Annotated in this window: 14 protein-coding genes; 10 read left to right on the forward strand and 4 right to left on the reverse strand. The window is 72.3% G+C overall.

Going from position 1 to position 21026, the window contains the following annotated elements; translation table 11 throughout:
- Nucleotides 1-67 precede the first annotated feature (67 nt).
- Nucleotides 68-1306 carry a CAP domain-containing protein gene (locus AC27LF_RS27635; RefSeq protein WP_479659079.1) on the reverse strand — a complete coding sequence of 413 codons (1239 nt, stop codon included), beginning with the start codon at nucleotides 1304-1306 and terminating at the stop codon, nucleotides 68-70.
- A gap of 167 nt (nucleotides 1307-1473) precedes the next feature.
- Between AC27LF_RS27635 and AC27LF_RS27640 the strand changes: the two genes are divergently transcribed.
- From AC27LF_RS27640 to AC27LF_RS27655, 4 genes are all read left to right on the forward strand, one after another.
- Complete coding sequence (locus tag AC27LF_RS27640; RefSeq protein WP_479659078.1) at nucleotides 1474-1755, forward strand: acylphosphatase; 282 nt, start codon at nucleotides 1474-1476, stop codon at nucleotides 1753-1755.
- Nucleotides 1756-2136: 381 nt separating this feature from the next.
- On the forward strand, nucleotides 2137-2340 hold the full coding sequence (locus AC27LF_RS27645; RefSeq protein WP_055623302.1) for a hypothetical protein: 204 nt from the start codon (nucleotides 2137-2139) through the stop codon (nucleotides 2338-2340).
- Nucleotides 2341-2591: 251 nt separating this feature from the next.
- Complete coding sequence (smc, locus tag AC27LF_RS27650) at nucleotides 2592-6146, forward strand: chromosome segregation protein SMC (protein ID WP_479659077.1); 3555 nt, start codon at nucleotides 2592-2594, stop codon at nucleotides 6144-6146.
- Nucleotides 6147-6354: 208 nt separating this feature from the next.
- Complete coding sequence (locus AC27LF_RS27655) at nucleotides 6355-7773, forward strand: sugar porter family MFS transporter (protein WP_479659076.1); 1419 nt, start codon at nucleotides 6355-6357, stop codon at nucleotides 7771-7773.
- Between the two features lie 194 nt (nucleotides 7774-7967).
- Here AC27LF_RS27655 and AC27LF_RS27660 read toward each other — a convergent pair whose 3' ends face one another.
- A complete protein-coding gene (locus AC27LF_RS27660) occupies nucleotides 7968-8939 on the reverse strand; it encodes an LLM class flavin-dependent oxidoreductase (protein WP_479659075.1) in 972 nt (323 codons plus the stop codon).
- 451 nt (nucleotides 8940-9390) lie between these two features.
- On the opposite strand from AC27LF_RS27660, the gene ftsY reads away from it, so the two are divergent.
- Nucleotides 9391-10602: a signal recognition particle-docking protein FtsY gene (gene ftsY / locus AC27LF_RS27665; RefSeq protein ID WP_479659074.1), complete on the forward strand. Its 1212-nt coding sequence runs from the start codon at nucleotides 9391-9393 to the stop codon at nucleotides 10600-10602.
- A gap of 433 nt (nucleotides 10603-11035) precedes the next feature.
- On the opposite strand, the gene AC27LF_RS27670 is transcribed toward ftsY, so the two are convergent.
- Nucleotides 11036-11692 carry a bifunctional DNA primase/polymerase gene (locus tag AC27LF_RS27670; RefSeq protein WP_479659073.1) on the reverse strand — a complete coding sequence of 219 codons (657 nt, stop codon included), beginning with the start codon at nucleotides 11690-11692 and terminating at the stop codon, nucleotides 11036-11038.
- 457 nt (nucleotides 11693-12149) lie between these two features.
- Between AC27LF_RS27670 and nsdA the strand changes: the two genes are divergently transcribed.
- From nsdA to ffh, 5 genes are all read left to right on the forward strand, one after another.
- On the forward strand, nucleotides 12150-13625 hold the full coding sequence (gene nsdA, locus AC27LF_RS27675; RefSeq protein ID WP_479659072.1) for a transcriptional repressor NsdA: 1476 nt from the start codon (nucleotides 12150-12152) through the stop codon (nucleotides 13623-13625).
- Nucleotides 13626-13947: 322 nt separating this feature from the next.
- Nucleotides 13948-15285: an ammonium transporter gene (locus AC27LF_RS27680; RefSeq protein ID WP_479659071.1), complete on the forward strand. Its 1338-nt coding sequence runs from the start codon at nucleotides 13948-13950 to the stop codon at nucleotides 15283-15285.
- Nucleotides 15282-15620: a P-II family nitrogen regulator gene (locus AC27LF_RS27685; RefSeq protein WP_003997576.1), complete on the forward strand. Its 339-nt coding sequence runs from the start codon at nucleotides 15282-15284 to the stop codon at nucleotides 15618-15620. Before AC27LF_RS27680 ends, AC27LF_RS27685 begins: the two co-directional genes overlap by 4 nt.
- A gap of 55 nt (nucleotides 15621-15675) precedes the next feature.
- Nucleotides 15676-18174: a [protein-PII] uridylyltransferase gene (locus AC27LF_RS27690; RefSeq protein WP_479659070.1), complete on the forward strand. Its 2499-nt coding sequence runs from the start codon at nucleotides 15676-15678 to the stop codon at nucleotides 18172-18174.
- Between the two features lie 115 nt (nucleotides 18175-18289).
- Nucleotides 18290-19840: a signal recognition particle protein gene (ffh, locus tag AC27LF_RS27695; RefSeq protein WP_479659069.1), complete on the forward strand. Its 1551-nt coding sequence runs from the start codon at nucleotides 18290-18292 to the stop codon at nucleotides 19838-19840.
- Nucleotides 19841-20032: 192 nt separating this feature from the next.
- Here ffh and AC27LF_RS27700 read toward each other — a convergent pair whose 3' ends face one another.
- Nucleotides 20033-20917 (reverse strand): class I SAM-dependent methyltransferase, encoded by an 885-nt coding sequence (locus AC27LF_RS27700; RefSeq protein WP_479659068.1) that lies wholly within the window; start codon nucleotides 20915-20917, stop codon nucleotides 20033-20035.
- Nucleotides 20918-21026: the final 109 nt, after the last annotated feature.

Here is a 21026-nt window from a genome sequence, read left to right on the forward strand (position 1 = left end):
GTACGTGAGCACAGCGCTAACCGGTAGATTGCACTAACCGAAAGACAGCGCTACGGCCCGGACCGGGTCAGTAGCCGAAGTCCTGGGTCCACCAGGGGCCGCCCGAGGCGAAGTGCACGCCGACGCCCAGGGTCTTGAAGTCGCAGTTCAGTATGTTCGCCCGGTGCCCTGGGCTGTCCATCCAGGCGGCCATCACGGCGGCCGCGTCGGCCTGGCCCCGGGCTATGTTCTCGCCGCCGAGGCCGGTGACGCCGGCCGCGGTCGCCCGGTCCCACGGGGTCGCCCCGTCGGGGTCGGTGTGGTCGAAGAAGTCACGCGCGGCCATGTCCTCGCTGAACGCCCCGGCCAGCCGGGCCAGCGCGCCGTTCGCCGCCAGGGCGTCGCAGCCCACCTTCGCCCGCTCCTCGTTGACCAGCCGCAGCACCTCGGCCTCGGCGGCGGCCCGCGCGGAGACCGTCGCCTGCGCGGACGCCTGTTTCGTCGGTTCCGCCGGCTCCGCGGCGGCCGGCGCCGACGGCCGCTCCGTCCGGGGCTTCGTCGGCGTGGCCGTGGCCGCCGGCTTCGTCGTCGTCGCCGTCCGGGACGGGGCGGGCGCCGACGAGGCCGGGGCGGACGGCGCGGCAGAGGACGCCCCGGGGGTTTCGGGGCCGGTGCTCAGGCCGGTGTCGCGGCCGGGTGCGGCGCTGCCGGAGGTGCCGCCCTGCTCGGTGGCCGTGTTGCCGGGCACCCCGTCGGCCTGCACGTTGTCGCTGCCGCCGGTGCCGCCGATCTTGTAGTCGTCCAGTCCGGGCACCAGGCCCGTGGCCACCGCGACCGTGCCGAGGGCGACGGCGGCGGAGACGCCGAGCAGACCCGTGCGCACCGGTGTCGCGGCCTTCTTCTTGCGCCGGTGCCCGCGCTCACGGGCCGTGTCGTCGTCCGCGGCGGCGAACTCCGCCGCGAAGAAGCCGTGGCCGTCCGCCCTGAGGCCGTGACCGCCGTCCGCCCCGCGTCCGTGACCGCCGGCTGCGCCGGGTCCGTCATCGCCGTAGGCCCCGCGTCCGTGACCACCGTCCGGCCTGGGTCTGTGACCGCCGTCCGGACCGAGGACGCGGCCGTCGTCCGTCGCGTACAGGTACGCCGTGCTCCTCGCGTCGGCCTCGGTGTACGCGCCCGGGTTCAGATAGGGGGCGATGCCCAGCGGGGCGCGGCCGTCCAGGTGCGCGTACCGCGAGTCGGGGGTCCGCGGAGCGGAGCCGCGCGGCGGGATGACACCCGGGGCGCGACCCGTGGCGCGGCCGGCGGCGGAGCGTCGGTGGCGTCCCATGTCCTGGCCTTCCTCGGTCTCGCGGTCGACCCCCCATGAGATCCCGTGGGCCAACCCAACTCACTCGATCGAGTGAGTTTCATATGAGATTCATTGGGTCGGGACGGTACCGCATGGCGCCTGGGGCGGAAGTGCCCCTGGAGACATTGGCCGGTTAGGTTGCAGCCATGAGCGAGGAAGTACGGCTGGTTGCCTGGGTGCGCGGACACGTCCAGGGCGTGGGTTTCCGCTGGTTCACGCGCGCCAAGGCCCTGGAGATCGGCGGCCTGAGTGGTTTTGCTCTCAATCTGGGGGACGGACGGGTCCAGGTGGTCGCCGAGGGCCCCCGGGAGGGCTGCGAAGGACTCCTCGACTGGTTGCGGCGCGGCGACACGCCCGGGCGGGTGGACGGCGTCACCGAGATATGGGACACACCCCGCGGGGGCTACGAGGGATTCGCCGTACGCTGACCCCCACGGCCAGGCGCCGCGGGCCGCGGCGGACGGACCTGCCGCAGGCACCCGCCCGAAGCGGAAATGACCTGGTGGTTGCCAAGAACGCCAGGTCGTGGCAGGCTCCCCAGCACAACTGATCGCCACGCCCTGAGGACCCCGCAGGAGCAGCCGCGCAGCCCCTCCATGGGCCGCGCGCCCCCGGGACGAGCGCCGATACGGGGCGTGATCGTGTTGACCGTCAAACTTTTTGGTGAGACGCTGAAAGCCCCGCGCACCTTAGCTGTTTGGCATGGAGCATCGGCAGAGCAACACTCGACAGTGTCAAGCACCGCGGGTGCGAATCCCTCACGACCCACACCGCTTCGGTCGGTCACTCAGTGTGGAGGACCATCCATCATGGCAAAGGCGCTTCTCGGTTACGTCGGCGGCTCCGACCCTCGACTCCTCGCCGAGATGCGACGGCTCCAGCAGCGCGTCCAGGACCTGGAATCCGAGCTCGTACGGATCCAGGCCGAGAACGAGGCGCTGACGGCTGCCGCTTCTCACGACAGGATCATGGAGAGCATCGACGCACACCAGGCGGAGCCTGCGCTCACCTGATCACTGCATCGCTCCACGACGGCATACGCAGTGGTTGGGCCGCCCGTATCAACCGCTAAGTTGTCAGAGTTGCAAGGGACGCCTCGGCGTCCCTTCTTTCTTGCCCGGTTCCGCCGCCCGGGCCCCTTCTCTGCCCCGCGCATCCTTTCACCGTCTTTAACGTGTGGTGTGCCCTGCATGTTCATGCGTGAAACCGCGAGGTTGCGAGGGTTCATGCAGTGAGATAGCGGCGGCGGGTAAAGTCCACCGGCGTGCACCTCAAGGCCCTGACCCTGCGCGGGTTCAAGTCGTTCGCCTCGGCGACCACGCTCCGGTTCGAACCGGGGATCACGTGCGTCGTGGGACCGAACGGCTCGGGCAAGTCCAACGTCGTCGACGCGCTCAGCTGGGTCATGGGCGAGCAGGGCGCCAAGTCGCTGCGCGGCGGCAAGATGGAGGACGTCATCTTCGCCGGCACCACAGGCCGCCCGCCGCTCGGCCGGGCCGAGGTGTCCCTGACCATCGACAACTCCGACGGCGCGCTGCCCATCGAGTACTCCGAGGTCACCATCACGCGGATCATGTTCCGCAACGGCGGCAGCGAGTACCAGATCAACGGCGACACCTGCCGCCTCCTCGACATCCAGGAACTGCTGTCGGACTCCGGCATCGGCCGCGAGATGCACGTCATCGTCGGCCAGGGCCAGCTGGACTCCGTCCTGCACGCCGATCCCACCGGCCGCCGCGCCTTCATCGAGGAGGCCGCCGGCGTCCTCAAGCACCGCAAGCGCAAGGAGAAGGCGCTCAGGAAACTGGACGCGATGCAGGCCAACCTCGCGCGCGTGCAGGACCTCACCGACGAGCTGCGCCGCCAGCTCAAACCGCTCGGCCGGCAGGCGGCGGTCGCGCGCCGGGCGGCCGTGATCCAGGCCGACCTGCGGGACGCGCGACTGCGGCTGCTCGCCGACGACCTGGTACGGCTGCGCGAGGCGCTGAAGGCCGAGATCGCCGACGAGGCCGCGCTCAAGGAGCGCAAGGAGGCCGCCGAACAGGAACTGAGGAAGGCGCTCCAGCGCGAGGCGCTGCTGGAGGACGAGGTGCGCCGGCTCACGCCCCGGCTGCAGCGCGCCCAGCAGACCTGGTACGAGCTGTCCCAGCTGGCCGAGCGGGTACGCGGCACGATCTCGCTGGCCGACGCACGGGTCAAGAGCGCCACGGCCGCACCGCCCGAGGAGCGGCGCGGCCGGGACCCGGAGGACATGGAAAGGGAGGCCGCCCGCATCCGTGAGCAGGAGGCCGAGCTGGAGGCGGCCCTGGAGGCGGCCCAGCGCGCCCTCGACGACACCGTCACCCACCGCGCCGAACTGGAACGCGAACTCGCCGTCGAGGAACGCCGCCTGAAGGACGTGGCACGCGCCATCGCCGACCGCCGCGAGGGCCTGGCCAGGCTGAACGGGCAGGTCAACGCGGCCCGCTCGCGCGCCGCCGCGGCCCAGTCCGAGATCGACCGGCTGGCCGCGGCACGGGACGAGGCCCAGGAGCGGGCCGTACGGGCACAGGAGGAGTACGAGGCGCTGAAGGCCGAGGTCGACGGGCTCGACGCCGGCGACGCCGAACTCGCCGAGCGGCACGACGCGGCGAAGGCGGCGCTGGCCGAGGCGGAGTCCGCGCTGACGGCCGCGCGGGAGGCGGCCACCGCGGCGGAGCGCCGGCGCGCCGCGACCCAGGCCCGGCACGAGGCGCTGGCGCTCGGCCTGCGCCGCAAGGACGGCACCGGCGCGCTGCTCGGGGCCAGGGACCGGCTCACCGGCGTGCTCGGCCCGGCGGCGGAACTGCTCACCGTGGCGCCGGGCCACGAGACCGCGCTCGCGGCGGCCTTCGGCGCGGCGGCGGACGCCATCGGGGTGACCACGCCCGCCACGGCCGCGGACGCCATCCGGCTGCTGCGCAAGCAGGACGCGGGCCGCGCGGCGCTGCTGCTCGGCGGGGCCCCCGACGACGTACCGCGGCAACCGCGCCCGGACGGACCCCCCTACGCCGCCGATCTCGTCCAGGGCCCCGCCGAGCTGATGCCCGCCGTGCGGCGGCTGCTGCGCGGCGTCGTCGTGGTCGGCACCCTCGAAGACGCCGAGGACCTGGTCCAGGCGCACCCCGAGCTGACCGCCGTCACCGCCGAGGGCGATCTGCTCGGCGCCCATGTGGCGCACGGCGGGTCGGCCGGGGCGCCGAGCCTGCTGGAGGTGCAGGCGTCCGTCGACGAGGCGGCCGCCGAACTCGACGAGCTGGGCGTGCGGTGCGCGGCGCTGGCCGAGGCGCAGGGCGCGGCTCAGGAGCGGCGCCGGGAGCGCGCCGCGCTGGTGGAGGAGCTGGGGGAGCGGCGCCGGGCCGCCGACCGGGAGAAGTCGGCCGTCGCCCAGCAGCTCGGGCGGCTCGCCGGGCAGGCGCGGGGCGCGGCCGGCGAGGCCGAGCGGTCCACCGCGGCGGCGGCCCGGGCACAGGAGGCACTGGACCGGGCCGTGCGGGAGGCCGAGGAGCTGGCCGAACGGCTCGCCGTCGCCGAGGAGATGCCGATCGAGGAGGAGCCCGACACCTCCGTGCGGGACCGGCTGGCCGCCGACGGTGCCAACGCCCGGCAGACCGAGATGGAGGCACGGCTCCAGGTGCGCACCCACGAGGAGCGGGTCAAGGGGCTGGCCGGCCGGGCCGACGCGCTCGACCGGGGCGCCCGCGCCGAACGCGAGGCACGCGCGCGTGCCGAACAGCGCCGCGCCCGCCTGCGGTACGAGGCGTCGGTGGCGCAGGCCGTGGCCTTGGGCGCGCGGCAGCTGCTCGCGCACGTCGAGGTGTCGCTGGGCCGGGCCGACGCGGAGCGCACCGCCGCCGAGGCGGCCAAGGCGCGCCGGGAGCAGGAGCTGACCGCCGCCCGGAACGCCGGGCGTGACCTCAAGGCCGAACTCGACAAGCTGACCGACTCGGTGCACCGGGGCGAAGTGCTCGGCGCGGAGAAGCGGCTGCGGATGGAGCAGCTGGAGACCAAGGCGCTGGAGGAGCTGGGCGTGGAGCCTGCCGGGCTCGTCGGCGAGTACGGCCCGCACCAGCCCGTGCCGCCCTCACCGCCCGCCGAGGGCGAGGAGCTGCCCGACGACCCGGAGCACCCGCGCAATCGTCCGCGGCCGTTCGTGCGCGCCGAGCAGGAGAGGCGGCTGAAGGCCGCCGAGCGCGCCTACCAGCAGCTCGGCAAGGTGAACCCGCTCGCCCTGGAGGAGTTCGCCGCGCTGGAGGAACGGCACAAGTTCCTCAGCGAGCAGTTGGAGGACCTGAAGAAGACGCGCGCCGACCTGCTTCAAGTGGTGAAGGAGGTCGACGAGCGCGTCGAGCAGGTCTTCACGGAGGCGTACCGGGACACGGCCCGGGAGTTCGAGGGCGTCTTCAGCCGGCTCTTCCCGGGCGGCGACGGGCGGCTCGTGCTGACCGACCCGGACAACATGCTCACCACGGGCGTGGACGTGGAGGCCCGGCCACCGGGCAAGAAGGTCAAGCGGCTGTCCCTGCTGTCCGGCGGGGAGCGCTCGCTCACCGCCGTCGCGCTGCTCGTGTCCATCTTCAAGGCCCGGCCCAGCCCCTTCTACGTCATGGACGAGGTCGAGGCCGCCCTCGACGACACCAACCTCCAGCGGCTGATCCGCATCATGCAGGAGTTGCAGGAGGCTTCCCAGCTGATCGTGATCACCCACCAGAAGCGCACGATGGAGGTCGCCGACGCGCTCTACGGCGTCTCCATGCAGGGCGACGGTGTGTCGAAGGTCATCTCGCAGCGGCTCCGCTGACCCTCACTTCAAGAAATGAACTCGAATCGGGGCGGATATCTGTCTCGGAGGTCACATTGATCCACTCTTGACTTCGAAACTTGAAGACATAGTCTCTGCAAGGTTGTTTTTGTCTTCAGGTGTGAGCGGTTTGATCTTGTGTGCCACTGGTACCTGAAGGGCTCACCCCCACCCCGGCGGCGTTGCCGGCGGCCCGAGGAGTATCAACGTGACCAGCACAGCGCAGGCACCCCAGTCAGGGGCCGGAACGGCCCACCCCGACCACCTCGGGCACGTCGTCTTCATCGCGGCGGCGGCCGCGATGGGCGGCTTCCTCTTCGGATACGACAGCTCCGTGATCAACGGCGCCGTGGAGGCCATCCGCAGCCGCTACGACATCGGCTCCGCGGCCCTCGCCCAGGTCATCGCCATCGCCCTGATCGGCTGTGCCGTCGGCGCCGCGACCGCGGGCCGGATAGCGGACCGCATCGGCCGCATCCGCTGCATGCAGATCGCCGCGCTCCTCTTCACGGTCAGCGCCGTCGGCTCCGCGCTGCCGTTCGCGCTCTGGGACCTCGCCTTCTGGCGGATCGTCGGCGGCTTCGCCATCGGCATGGCCTCGGTCATCGGCCCCGCCTACATCGCCGAGGTCGCCCCGCCGGCCTACCGCGGCCGGCTCGGCTCCTTCCAGCAGGCCGCGATCGTGGTGGGCATCGCCGTGTCGCAGCTGGTCAACTGGGGTCTGCTGAACGCCGCCGGCGGCGACCAGCGCGGCAAGCTGATGGGTCTGGAAGCCTGGCAGGTCATGCTCGGCGTCATGGTCATCCCGGCCGCCCTCTACGGCCTGCTCTCCTTCGCCATCCCTGAGTCGCCCCGCTTCCTGCTCTCCGTCGGCAGGCGCGAGCGGGCCCGCGAGATCCTCGCCGAGGTCGAGGGCAAGGGAGTCGACCTCGACGCCAGGGTCGCCGAGATCGAGCACGCCATGCGGAGCGAGCACCGGTCCACCTTCAAGGACCTGCTCGGCGGCTCCTTCTTCTTCAAGCCGATCGTCTGGATCGGCATCGGCCTGTCGGTGTTCCAGCAGTTCGTGGGCATCAACGTCGCGTTCTACTACTCCTCGACGCTGTGGCAGTCGGTCGGCGTCGACCCGACGGACTCGTTCCTGTACTCCTTCACCACGTCGATCATCAACATCGTCGGCACCGTCATCGCGATGATCTTCGTGGACCGCATCGGCCGCAAGCCGCTCGCGCTCATCGGGTCGGTCGGCATGGTCGTCGGCCTCGCGCTGGAGGCATGGGCGTTCTCCCACCACCTGGTCGACGGGAAGCTGCCGGCCACGCAGGGCTGGGTGGCCCTGATCGCCGCCCACGTCTTCGTCCTCTTCTTCGCGCTCTCCTGGGGCGTGGTCGTCTGGGTCTTCCTCGGCGAGATGTTCCCGAACCGGATCCGTGCCGCCGCGCTGGGCGTGGCCGCCTCCGCGCAGTGGATCGCCAACTGGGCCATCACCGCGAGCTTCCCTTCGCTGGCCGACTGGAACCTGTCCGCGACCTACGTGATCTACACGGTGTTCGCCGCGCTCTCCATCCCGTTCGTCCTGAAGTTCGTCAAGGAGACGAAGGGCAAGGCGCTGGAGGAGATGGGCTGAGGGCTCCGCCGGTTCAGCGGAGGGCTCCGCCGGTTGGGCCGAGACGGGCCGGCGTCAGTGTGCGGCTTCCTTGTGGGTGGGCGCGGGCGGGACTGGGCGCCATGGGGCGTCGGTCGGCTGTGGGTTCGTTGTGGCTGGGCGCGCCGTTCCCCGCGCCCCTTTGGGGCGCCCGTGGAGCCGCGTGCTGCAATGGGTCAGTTCTTCAGGGACGGGAGTACCCGGGTGGTGAACAGGCGGAGGCTGCGCCAGGACTCGTCCAGGGGCATTCCGCCTGCCAGGGGGTGCAGGACCAGGTTGTCGAGGTCCTGCGCCACGCATTCCTCGGGGGTGAGGATCCGGTACACGCCCTCCGCGCGCAGCTCGTCCACCGTCGTGGCCGCCGAGCGCACCGCCGAGCGGATGTCCCCGGACTGCCAGGACGCGTACGTGCGGGCCTCGTGCAGGAAGTACCGGCCGTACTCGGCCCACGCCCGGTCCGGGTCCTCGGCGATGTGCAGCAGCGGGGTCTCGGCGGCGGGCATCATCGTCCAGCCCTGCGTGCCGTACTCGACCAGCCGTTCCTTGTAGTACGCCTCCAGCTCCGGCAGGTGCGCGCTGGGGAAGAACGGCAGGCCGAGCCGGGCCGCACGGCGGGCCGCGGCCCGGGAGGAGCCGCCGACCAGGAGCAGCGGGTGCGGCTCGGTGCACGGACGCGGGGTGACCCGGACCGTCCGGCCCCGGTACTCGAACTCCTCGCCGGTCCACGCGTTCAGCAGGGTCTCCAGCAGCTCGTCCTGGAGCCGGCCGCGCCGCTTCCAGTCCACGCCGCTGCGGACGTATTCCTCGGGCCGGTACCCGATCCCGGCGACGGTGACCAGCCGGCCGCCGCTCAGCAGATCGAGCACGGCGATGTCCTCCGCCAGCCGCAGCGGGTCGTGCAGCGGGCCGATGGCCGCGGACACCGTGACCGCGATCTGCCGTGTCGCCCCGAACACCGCGCCCGCGAACACGAACGGCGATGGCATCCAGTTGTCGGCGACGCCGTGGTGCTCCTCGGTCTGGATGGTGGTGATGCCCTGCTCGTCGGCGTAGCCGGCCATCTCCAGGGCGGCCCGGTAGCGGGCGGCGAGCGCGGCGGGGGTGGCGCCGGGTTCGACCAGGTTGAAACGGACGACCGTTGCGGGCATGGCAGGTCCCCCTGTCACCGGGTGGTAGGTGCGGTCGCGGGGGACGTTAGCTGACGATGCGTCAGACAGCCAGAGCCGTGGACCTCTGGGCCACCCCCGCCCCGTCCGGCACCCCTGAGGAGCGACGTCGCCGCCGGCGTCCGCCGTACGGCACCGTCAGGGCCGCGCCCATGGTCAGCGGCCGGACCGTGATGTCGGCGGCGATTCAGGTGGGAGCGAGGTCGCGGGCCCGCGCGGCGTTCGCCGGGCGGGACCGGTTCGAGGGCGCGGGATTCAAGGCCAGGGCCCCCGCGAGGTTCCGCTGCGGGGCGGCCGGCGCCGTCGTGGCCGGTGGTGGCACCCATGGGACACCATGGTACGTAAGTCGCAAACGTCCTGAAGTGACCTTTGCTGCCTGGAGGAGCGCACAAGCTGGGTCCGGCCGGGACCCATGGCTGATACTGGTCGGGTTATGGAAACCGTCATCCTTGCTGTAGTCATCGCCGTGGTCGTGCTCGGCGCGATCGGCGGGCTGGTCATCGGCAGCCGGCGCCGCAGGTCGCTGCCCCCGCCGCCACCCGCCGCGCCCGACATCACCGCCCCACCGGCCGAGCCGCACGTCGGCGACGAGGCCGAGACGCCGCACGACGAGTCGCGCCGCACGATCGAGGAGGTGGATCTCCCGGGCGGCTCGGCCCCGACGGCCGTCGAGGAACCGCCGGCCGTCGAAGAGCTGCCGGCGCCCGAGATCGAGGTCCCGGAACCCACCGCCGGCCGCCTGGTGCGGCTGCGCGCCCGCCTGTCCCGCTCGCAGAACGCCCTCGGCAAGGGGCTGCTCACGCTGCTGTCGCGCGAGCACCTGGACGAGGAGACGTGGGAGGAGATCGAGGACACTCTGCTGACCGCCGACGTCGGTGTGCAGCCCACCCAGGAACTGGTCGAGGGCCTGCGCGAGCGCGTGAAGGTGCTCGGCACCCGCACCCCCGAGGAACTGCGCGGGCTGCTGCGGGAGGAACTGCTCAAGCTGGTCGGCGCCGATGTGGACCGTACGGTGAAGACCGAGCCGGAGGGCCGCAAGCCGGGGATCGTCATGGTCGTCGGCGTCAACGGCACCGGCAAGACCACCACCACCGGCAAGCTGGGCCGTGTCCTGGTCGCCGACGGGCGCACGGTCGTCCTCGGCGCCGCGGACACCTTCCGGGCCGCCGCCGCCGACCAGCTGCAGACCTGGGGCGAGCGGGTCGGCGCCTACACCGTGCGCGGGCCGGAGGGCGGGGATCCCGCCTCCGTCGCGTTCGACGCGGTGAAGGAGGGCAAGGAGATGGGCGTCGACGTGGTGCTCATCGACACCGCCGGGCGGCTGCACACCAAGACCGGGCTCATGGACGAGCTGGGGAAGGTCAAGCGCGTAGTCGAGAAGCACGCCCCGCTGGACGAGGTGCTGCTCGTCCTCGACGCCACCACCGGGCAGAACGGGCTGGTACAGGCCCGGGTCTTCGCCGAGGTCGTCGACATCACCGGCATCGTGCTGACCAAGCTCGACGGCACGGCCAAGGGCGGCATCGTGGTCGCCGTCCAGCGCGAGCTGGGCGTCCCGGTCAAGCTCGTCGGGCTCGGCGAGGGCGCGGACGATCTGGCGCCGTTCGAGCCGGAGGCGTTCGTGGACGCCCTGATCGGAGAGTGACCCCCACCCGCGACACCCCCCACAAGGCAACCGGCGCCCGCCCCGGCCCCCACCCGGGCGTTTTCGGCGGCGGGGGTGGGGGGTGCCGTCGCGTTGTCGGGCGCGGGTAGTAAGTGGTTGGTTGCGCAGTTCCCCGCGCCCCCGGGGGTGGTGCGGGTGTGTTGTCGGGTGCGGGTGGGAACCGGCGCGAAGGGCCGCGCGCCGGTGTGCGCCACCGGCGGCGGCGCCCTGGCGCCGGCGAAGAAGGCCGGGTGTGGGTGGTACGTCGTGGTTGGTCGCGCGGTTCGGGGTGGTGCGGGCCGAACCGTCCGGGCGGGCCGGGCGGCTCGTGTCCGGCCGCCCGCGGCATCCCTTTCGTCGGCTTCGTCGGCGTTCCGTCCGGCACGCCGGTCCGGGAACCCCCGAATGCCTCCGCGCGGTGGCCCGCGGGGGGTCAGGGGCGGGAGCGGTGGGCCACGTAGGCCAGGGTGCCCAGGAGCAGGCGGGCCGCCGGGGGGCTGGTCGCCGTGTCGAGGGCCGGCGGGCGGAGCCAGTGGGCCGATCCCAGTCCGCCCCGGTCGGAGGGCGGCGCCGTGATGTACTCGCCGGGGCCGAGGCCGCGCAGGTCGAGCGCGGACGGGTCGTCCCAGCCCAGGCGGTAGAGGAGCGCGGGGAGCCCGGCGGCGGCACCGGGGGCGACCAGGAACTGGGCGCGGCCGTCGGGGGTCGCGACGACCGGCCCCAGGGGCAGACCCATCCGCTCCAGGCGGGCCAGGGCCCGCCGCCCGGCGGGCTCGGCCACCTCCAGCACGTCGAACGCGCGGCCGACCGGCAGCATCACCGCGGCGCCGGGGAACTCGCCCCAGGACTTGGTGACTTCGTCGAGCGTGGCCCCGGCGGGGATCAGGGGTGCGAACTCCAGGGGATGCGCGCCCGGCGCACGGCAGTCCGCGCGGCCGCAGGAACACGTGCCCCCCACGGTCCGCGCGCCCGGCACCACGTCCCAGCCCCACAGTCCGGTGAACTCGGCGACCGTGGTGCACTCCGACGAGCGGCCGCGCCGCCAGGTACCGGAGCGGATCTCGCGAATGCCGCCGATCGTGAAGCCCATGCCCCCTCCAACGGGTCCGGCACGCCGATGGTTACGACGTGGAACGAGACGGAAGCGGAACGTGACCATATGGCTCCGTCTACCCCCGCTTCCCACGGGAGCCGAGCGGCGCCATGAAGCGTCCCCGGTGGTACACAGGGAGCTGCGCGCCCCCGAGTGCACCGCTGCATCTACTTTCAGCCGTCCTATGTCAAGTGAATCGTGCCTGGGTGACAGTGAGTTCATTCGAAGGGGTGGCGAATGGTGGCGTTTCCGGGATCGCCATGGCTGGGCGGGTGATCGTAGGATTACTTTGAGTGCACGAGGCCCGGGGCACATGCACCTTCGGGTATGCCGGAGGCATCTCGGCCTCCCGTTCGAAGGGTGAGAATCGCCGGACGGGCGGCCTTGCCCACCGGCATTCTGATAGGGCTTGGCGCACGCGGTGACAAGTGGTCTCAGGAATGGGGGCGTTCCAGTGGGCGGCAACGGCGGTGGCGGGACGAACGCTGACAGGCGCCCCAATGAGCTGTTGGGATCGTGGTTCGTGCGCAGCGGCTGGTCCAAGGGCGAGCTGGCCCGCCAAGTGAACCGCCGGGCCCGCCAGTTGGGCGCCAACCACATCTCGACGGACACCTCCCGGGTGCGCCGCTGGCTGGACGGCGAGAACCCCCGCGAGCCGATCCCCCGGATCCTGTCCGAGCTGTTCTCCGAGCGGTTCGGCTGCGTCGTCTCCGTCGATGACCTCGGCCTGCGCACCGCCCGCCCCACACCCTCCGCGACCGGCGTCGACCTGCCTTGGACGGGCCCGCAGACGGTGGCCCTGCTCAGCGAGTTCTCGCGCAGCGACCTCATGCTGGCGCGGCGCGGCTTCCTCGGGAACTCGCTGACCGTGTCCGCGGGCCCCTCCTTGATCGAGCCGATGCAGCGCTGGCTCGTCCCCTCGCCGCCCTCCCCGCGGTCCGGACCCCAGGCCCCCGCCGAGTCCCGGCGCCCCGGCCGGCTGTCCAAGCCCGAGCTGGACCTGCTGGACTCCACCGCGATGATGTTCCGCCAGTGGGACGCCCAGTGCGGCGGCGGCCTGCGCCGCAAGGCGGTCGTCGGCCAGCTGCACGAGGTGACCGACCTGCTCCAGGAACCCCAGCCGGAGGCCACCACCAGGAAGCTCTTCAAGGTCGCCGCCGAACTCGCCGAACTGGCCGGCTGGATGAGCTACGACGTCGGGCTCCAGCCCACCGCGCAGAAGTACTTCGTCCTCGCCCTGCACGCCGCCAAGGAGGCGGGCGACAAGCCCCTCGGCTCGTACATCCTCTCCAGCATGAGCCGGCAGATGATCCATCTGGGCCGGCCCGACGACGCCCTGGAACTGATCCACCTCGCCCAGTACGGCAGCCGGGACTGCGCGAGCCCGCGCACCCAGTCCATGCTGTATGCGATGGAGGCCCGCGCCTACGCCAACATGGGGCAGCCGGGCAAGTGCAAGCGGGCGGTCCGGATGGCCGAGGACGCCTTCGCCGAGGCCGACGAGTGGGACGAGCCGGACCCCGACTGGATCCGTTTCTTCTCCGAGGCCGAGCTGTACGGCGAGAACTCCCACTCCTACCGTGACCTCGCCTATGTGGCCGGCCGCAGCCCCGCCTACGCCTCCCTGGCCGAGCCCCTGATGCAGCGGGCCGTCGAGCTGTTCGCCACGGACCACGAGCACCAGCGGTCGTACGCACTGAACCTGATCGGCATGGCCACCGTGCACCTGCTGCGCCGCGAGCCCGAGCAGGGCACGGCGTACGCCGCACAGGCGATGAGCGTCGCCAAGAAGGTGCGCTCCGAGCGGGTGAACACGCGCATCCGGAAGACCGTCGACACGGCCGTGCGCGACTTCGGCGACCTCGCCGAGGTCATCGACCTCACCGACCAGCTCGCCGGCACCCTCCCGGAGGCCGCGGAAGCGGTCTGACCCCCCCAGAACCCCGGCCGCGGCCGGCCCTCCCGCACAGCCCGACTCGGCTCCCCCACGCCAGGTCATCGGAGGGTCGCCCGCGGCCGGTCCGTTTCCCGCGCAGAAGGTTGCGCCACGATAACGACGGACGCCGTCCGAATCCGGCAGTTCATCGACGCGTAACACGCACGGCGCCTTCGTCACTCCGGTGAAACAACGAGGGGCCTCGACCGAAACGGCGCTGCGCCAGTCTCAGGGCGCATAACCGGCCCACCCCTCATGACCGGACCACACTCAGGCTTCGCCCGCACGGGCCGTACCAACCGACGAGGAGACGCCGATGGCACCAGCCATCACGCTTGCCGCGGAGGCACCCAAGCTGTCCGCCGCGGACACAGGCTTCATGCTCATCTGTTCCGCCCTGGTGATGCTCATGACCCCGGGCCTGGCCTTCTTCTACGGGGGCATGGTCCGGGTCAAGAGCACCCTGAACATGCTGATGATGAGTTTCATCAGCCTGGGCATCGTCACCATCCTGTGGGTCCTCTACGGCTTCTCCATGGCCTTCGGCGCCGACAAGGGCTCCATCGTCGGCTGGACCTCCGACTTCGTCGGCTTCAGCGGGATCGACAAGCTGGCCCTCTGGGACGGCTACACCATCCCGGTCTTCGTCTTCGCGGTCTTCCAGCTGATGTTCGCGATCATCACGCCCGCCCTGATAAGCGGCGCCCTCGCGGACCGCGTGAAGTTCTCCGCCTGGGCCGTCTTCCTGGTGCTGTGGGCCACGGTCGTCTACTTCCCCGTGGCGCACTGGGTGTGGGGCTCCGGCGGCTGGGCCTTCGACCTCGGTGTGATCGACTTCGCCGGCGGTACGGCGGTCCACATCAACGCGGGTGCCGCGGCACTCGGCGTGATCCTCGTCATCGGCAAGCGCGTCGGCTTCAAGAAGGACCCGATGCGCCCGCACAGCCTTCCGCTGGTCATGCTCGGCGCCGGTCTGCTGTGGTTCGGCTGGTTCGGCTTCAACGCGGGCTCCTGGCTCGGCAACGAGGACGGCGTCGGCGCGCTGATGTTCGTCAACACCCAGGTCGCCACCGCCGCCGCCATGCTGGCCTGGCTCGCCTACGAGAAGATCCGGCACGGCGCGTTCACCACGCTGGGCGCCGCCTCCGGCGCGGTCGCGGGACTGGTCGCGATCACCCCGTCCGGCGGCGCCGTCTCCCCGCTCGGCGCGATCGCCGTCGGCGTCGTCGCCGGCGTCCTGTGCGCGATGGCCGTGGGCCTGAAGTACAGGTTCGGCTACGACGACTCCCTCGATGTGGTCGGCGTCCACATGGTCGGCGGCATCGTCGGCTCCCTGCTCATCGGCTTCTTCGCCAGCGGCAAGGGCCAGTCCGACGTCAAGGGCCTGTTCTACGGTGGTGGCCTCGACCAGTTCTGGAAGCAGTGCGCCGGCGTCTTCGGCGTCCTCGCCTACTCCCTGATCGCCTCGGCTGTCCTCGCCTTCCTCCTCGACAGGACCATCGGCATGCGGGTCACCGAGGACGAAGAGGTCTCCGGGATCGACCAGGCCGAGCACGCCGAGACCGCATACGACTTCAGCGGCGCCGGCGGCGGAGTCGTCGGCACCGCCGCGCCCTCCCTGACCGCCACGCAGAGCAAGAAGGTGGACGCATGAAGCTCATCACCGCCGTCGTCAAGCCCCACCGGCTCGACGAGATCAAGGAAGCCCTGCAGGCCTTCGGGGTGCACGGTCTGACGGTCACCGAGGCGAGTGGCTACGGACGGCAGCGGGGACACACCGAGGTCTACCGCGGCGCCGAGTACACCGTCGACCTGGTACCCAAGATCCGTATCGAGGTGCTGGCCGAGGACGACGACGCCGAGCAGCTGATCGACGTCATCGTCAAGGCGGCCCGCACCGGCAAGATCGGTGACGGCAAGGTCTGGTCCCTGCCGGTCGAGACGGCCGTCCGGGTCCGCACCGGCGAGCGCGGCCCGGACGCACTCTGACCGGACGCGCCGTCCGACACAAGGCCGTCCGACGATCAAGGACAGGAGTCGCTGGGTGACGGGTACGGATCTTCGGAAAGACGCGGAGCACTCGGGACCCGGCGGCTACGCGGCGGCCCGGCTGCGCCTCCTCACCGAGGGGGCGCGGTCCGGGCCGCCGCGCCGTGCGGCCCTCGCCGAGCTGACCGACGACTGGCTGAGCGGCCTGTTCACCGCGGCGGCCGACGACCTCAGGGGCGTCTGCCTGGTCGCCGTCGGCGGCTACGGCCGCGGCGAGCTGTCCCCGCGCAGCGACCTCGACCTCCTGCTGCTGCACGACGGCGGCGACACCAAGGCGGTCGCCGCCCTGGCCGACCGCATCTGGTACCCGGTCTGGGACCTCGGCCTCGCCCTCGACCACTCCGTGCGTACGCCGTCGGAGGCCCGCAGGACGGCAGGCGACGACCTCAAGGTCCAGCTCGGCCTGCTCGACGCCCGGCACATCGCGGGCGATCTCGGACTCACCACCGCACTGCGCACCGCCGTGCTCGCCGACTGGCGCAACCAGGCGCCGAAACGCCTGCCCGAACTCCAGGAGCTGTGCGCCGAGCGCGCCGCACGCCAGGGCGAGCTGCAGTACCTCCTGGAACCGGACCTCAAGGAGGCCCGCGGCGGCCTCAGGGACGCCACCGCGCTGCGCGCCGTCGCCGCGTCCTGGCTCGCGGACGCGCCCCGCGAGGGCCTGGCGGACGCCCGGCGACGGCTGCTCGACGTCCGGGACGCCCTGCACCTGGCCACCGGCCGCGCCACCGACCGCCTCGCCCTCCAGGAGCAGGACCAGGTGGCGGCGGACCTGGGCCTGCTGGACGCCGACACACTGCTGCGGCAGGTGTACGAGGCGGCGCGCGTCATCGCGTACGCGAGTGACGTCACCTGGCGCGAAGTGGGGCGCGTCCTGCGGTCGCGCGCCGTGCGCCCGCGGCTGCGCAAACTGGCACGGGAGCGAAGCGACTTCCTCAGAAGGGCGGTGGCAGGCGACGGGAGGGCGCTGGGCGGCAAGCCGGTCACCGAACGCTCGCCGCTCGCCGAGGGCGTGGTGGAGCAGGACGGCGAGGTGGTGCTCGCCCGCACCGCCCGCCCCGAACGCGACCCGGTGCTTGCGCTGCGCGCCGCGGCAGCCGCCGCGCAGGCCGGCCTCCCGCTCTCCCTGCACGCCGTACGGCGCATGGCGGCCACCGTCCGCCCGCTGCCCACGCCCTGGCCCGCCGAGGCCCGCGAACAGCTCGTCACCCTGCTCGGCTCGGGCCGTCCGACGGTGGACGTCTGGGAGGCCCTGGAAGCCGAGGGCCTGATCACGCGGCTGCTGCCGGACTGGGAGCGGGTGCGCTGCCGCCCGCAGCGCAACGCCGTCCATGTGTGGACCGTGGACCGGCATCTGATCGAGACGGCGGTCCGCGCCTCCGAGCTGACCCGCCGGGTCGGCCGCCCCGACCTGCTGCTGGTCGCCGCCCTGCTGCACGACATCGGCAAAGGCTGGCCGGGCGACCACTCCGTGGCCGGCGAGATCATCACCAAGGACGTGGCCACGCGCATCGGCTTCGACCGCGCCGAGGCCGCCGTGCTCTCCGCCCTCGTACGGCATCACCTGCTGCTGATCGAGACCGCCACCCGGCGCGACCTGGAGGACCCGGCCACCGTGCGCGCGGTCGCCGACGCGGTCGGCACCCAGGGCACGCTGGAGCTTCTGCACGCGCTGACCGAGGCGGACGCGCTGGCCACAGGGCCGGCCGCCTGGTCGTCCTGGCGCGGCTCCCTGGTCGCCGACCTGGTGAAACGGGTCGCCGCCGTGCTCGCCGGGGACGCGCCCGAGGAGCCCGAGGCCGCCGCGCCCACCGTCGAACAGGAACGGCTCGCCATCGAGGCGTTCCGCACCGAAGGACCGGTGCTCGCGCTGCGCGCGCAGACGGAACCCGTCACCCAGGAGCCCGCGGGCGAGCCCGAGCCGCTGGGCGTCGAACTCCTCATCGCGGTGCCCGACCAGCCGGGTGTGCTGCCCGCGGTGGCCGGCGTCCTCGCCGTCCACCGCCTCACGGTCCGCACGGCGGAGCTGCGGGCCCTGCGGCTGCCGGACGACGTCGACGACGGCTCGGTCCTGCTGCTGAACTGGCGGGTCGCGGCGGAGTACGGATCGCTGCCGCAGGCGGCGCGGCTGCGCGCCGACCTGGTGCGGGCGCTGGACGGCACCCTGGACATCGCGGGCCGCCTCGCCGAACGCGACGCGGCCTATCCGCGCCGGCGCGGCTGGGTGGCCCCGCCGCCGCGGGTGACGGTCGCCCCGGCGGCCTCCCATCACGCGACGGTGATCGAGGTACGGGCCCAGGACGCGCCTGGGCTGCTGTACCGGATCGGGATGGCCCTGGAGAAGGCGGGGGTGCGGGTGCGCAGCATGCACGTGTCGACGCTGGGCTCCAACGCGGTGGACGCGTTCTACGTCACCACGGAGGCGGGCACGCCGCTGCCGGCCCAGGACGCGGCATCGACGGCTCGCGCACTGGAGGAGACACTGCGCGCGTGACCTCACGGTCACGTCGGGTGCGCCGTATCCAGCGGGCGGGACCGATTCGCTTGCGGGGCCGGATACCCTGGAGGGCAGCCCCGAACCCACTCCGACCCCGAGGACCGACGCCACCGTGTTCGATACCCTCTCCGACCGCCTCAGCGCGACTTTCAAAAACCTCCGCGGCAAGGGCAGGTTGTCCGAGGCGGACATCGACGCCACGGCGCGCGAGATCCGCATCGCGCTCCTCGAAGCGGACGTGGCCCTGCCCGTCGTGCGGACGTTCATCAAGAACGTCAAGGAGCGGGCCCTCGGCGCCGAGGTCTCCCGGGCGCTGAACCCCGCCCAACAGGTCCTGAAAATCGTCAACGACGAGTTGGTGACCGTTCTCGGCGGTGAGACCCGCCGACTGCGCTTCGCCAAACAGCCGCCCACCGTGCTCATGCTGGCCGGTCTCCAGGGCGCCGGTAAGACCACCCTCGCGGGCAAGCTCGGCCGCTGGCTCAAGGAACAGGGCCACTCGCCGCTGCTCGTCGCCGCCGACCTCCAGCGCCCGAACGCCGTCAACCAGCTCAGTGTCGTCGCCGAGCGCGCCGGCGTCGCGGTCTACGCGCCCGAGCCGGGCAACGGCGTCGGCGACCCGGTCAAGGTCGCCAAGGACTCCATCGACCACGCGAAGTCCAAGGTCCACGACATCGTGATCGTGGACACCGCGGGCCGCCTCGGCATCGACCAGGAGATGATGCAGCAGGCCGCGGACATCCGGGACGCGGTCTCCCCGGACGAGATCCTCTTCGTCGTCGACGCGATGATCGGCCAGGACGCCGTCAACACCGCCGAGGCATTCCGTGACGGCGTCGGCTTCGACGGCGTGGTGCTCTCCAAGCTCGACGGCGACGCCCGCGGCGGTGCGGCCCTGTCGATCCGGCAGATCACCGGCAAGCCGATCATGTTCGCGTCGAACGGGGAGAAGCTGGAGGACTTCGACGCCTTCCACCCGGACCGGATGGCCTCCCGCATCCTCGACATGGGTGACCTGCTCACCCTGATCGAGCAGGCGGAGAAGACGTTCAGCCAGGAAGAGGCCGAGAAGATGGCCTCCAAGCTGGCGTCCAAGAAGGGCCAGGACTTCACCCTGGACGACTTCCTGGCCCAGATGGAGCAGGTCAGGAAGATGGGCAGCATCAGCAAGCTGCTCGGGATGCTGCCCGGCATGGGGCAGATCAAGGACCAGATCAACAACCTGGACGAGCGGGACGTCGACCGCACCGCCGCGATCATCAAGTCGATGACCCCGGGGGAGCGCCAGGACCCCACGATCATCAACGGCTCGCGCCGCGCTCGGATCGCCAAGGGTTCCGGTGTCGAGGTCAGCGCGGTCAAGGGGCTTGTCGAACGGTTCTTCGAGGCGCGCAAGATGATGTCCCGGATGGCCCAGGGCGGCAGCATGCCCGGCATGCCGGGGATCCCGGGCATGGGCGGCGGCCCCGGCCGGACCAAGAAGCAGCCGAAGAAGGCCAAGGGCAAGCAGCGCTCGGGCAACCCGATGAAGCGCAAGCAGCAGGAGCTGGAGGCGGCCCAGCGGCGTGAGGCAGCGGCCCAGCAGGGCGGCGCCTTCGGTCTGCCGCAGCAGGGCGGGCAGGAGTTCGAACTGCCGGACGAGTTCAAGAAGTTCATGGGCTGAGGCCGCGCGCGACCGTGAGGGCGTCCCTCCCGCTTCGGCGGGAAGGACGCCCTCGGCGTCGACCGGCAGCGGGGGGACCCGACCCGGCACCGCGTCACCGTGGCGGCGAAGCCGGTCGTCCGGCACCGCGGGTTTCCGGCCAAAGTGCGGCCCGCCGTTGTGCGTCTTCGCCGTGCGCCTCGGGCCGGGCGGCTACGGAACGCGGGCGATCAGATAGCGCAGGACGTTCGGCATCCATACCGTGCCGTCCTGCCGCCGATGGGGATGCAGCGCCTCCCGCAGTTCCTTGTCCACCTGCACCTGGTCGGTGGCCGCGATCGCCGCGTCGAACAGCCCCGTCGACAGCAGTCCGCGTACCGCGCTGTCGAGGTCCGCGTACCCGAACGGGCAGGCCACCCGCCCCGAACCGTCCGGCCGCAGCCCGGCCCGCTGGGCGGCCTCCTCCAGGTCGTCGCGCCGGGCCGGTCGCCAACTGCCCGCGCCGCGCAGGGGATCGGCCAGCTTGGCGGCCACCCGCAGCACGCTGGAGGTGGCGCAGCGCTCCGGCGGGCCCCAGCCGGTCAGCACCACGGCCGCCCCGCGCTCGGCCAGCGGCACCGCGGCGGTGAGCAGGTCGCCGAGTTCCGCGGCGTCGCCCGTCGTGCACCCGATCGGCTGGAAGGCGGTCACCAGGGTGAACGCGGGCGTCGTCGCGTCGGCCGCGTCCGCGGGCCCGCCGTCGACGATCCGGGCGCGCGCACGCGCGCGGGTACGCGGCGTCTGCGGCGTCTGCGGTGTTTCCCGGGTCTCCGGCAGCAGGCGCTGTCGGGCGAGGGCGAGCAGTTCGGGCCGGCCGGAGTCCACGCCGGTCACCGTGGCCCCTCGCAACGCCGCCGTCAGCAGGGCGAGCCCGGAACCGCAGCGAAGGCCCAACAGCCGGGTGGCGGGGCCCACTTCAAGACGTTCGTAGACGGACTCGTGGAGCGGGACCAGCATCCGCTCCTGGATCTCGGACCAGTCACGCGCGCGTGCACCCCGGTCCGTACGGGGCGCGGGCCCCGCGGGGGACGGGTGCTGCCGCACGAGCGTAGGTGTCATGGATAAGCGCCCCAATCCGCCGAAGGTTGCCGGTGTGCGCGTTGCGTGGCCCCCGTGCCGTGCGCTCGCACTCTCCACGTATGCCAGGTAACTCCCGGCTCGCGACGGC

The organism is Streptomyces diversicolor (assembly GCF_057537855.1).

Excerpts from the sequence above, each read along its gene's own strand:
- AC27LF_RS27645 (WP_055623302.1), top strand. The coding sequence starts at position 2,137 with ATGGCAAAGGCGCTTCTCGGTTACGTCGGCGGCTCCGACCCTCGACTC.
- ftsY (WP_479659074.1), top strand. The coding sequence starts at position 9,391 with ATGGAAACCGTCATCCTTGCTGTAGTCATCGCCGTGGTCGTGCTCGGC.
- AC27LF_RS27680 (WP_479659071.1), top strand. The coding sequence starts at position 13,948 with ATGGCACCAGCCATCACGCTTGCCGCGGAGGCACCCAAGCTGTCCGCC.
- AC27LF_RS27635 (WP_479659079.1), bottom strand. The coding sequence starts at position 1,306 with ATGGGACGCCACCGACGCTCCGCCGCCGGCCGCGCCACGGGTCGCGCC.
- AC27LF_RS27660 (WP_479659075.1), bottom strand. The coding sequence starts at position 8,939 with ATGCCCGCAACGGTCGTCCGTTTCAACCTGGTCGAACCCGGCGCCACC.
- AC27LF_RS27685 (WP_003997576.1), top strand. The coding sequence starts at position 15,282 with ATGAAGCTCATCACCGCCGTCGTCAAGCCCCACCGGCTCGACGAGATC.
- AC27LF_RS27670 (WP_479659073.1), bottom strand. The coding sequence starts at position 11,692 with ATGGGCTTCACGATCGGCGGCATTCGCGAGATCCGCTCCGGTACCTGG.
- AC27LF_RS27700 (WP_479659068.1), bottom strand. The coding sequence starts at position 20,917 with ATGACACCTACGCTCGTGCGGCAGCACCCGTCCCCCGCGGGGCCCGCG.
- AC27LF_RS27640 (WP_479659078.1), top strand. The coding sequence starts at position 1,474 with ATGAGCGAGGAAGTACGGCTGGTTGCCTGGGTGCGCGGACACGTCCAG.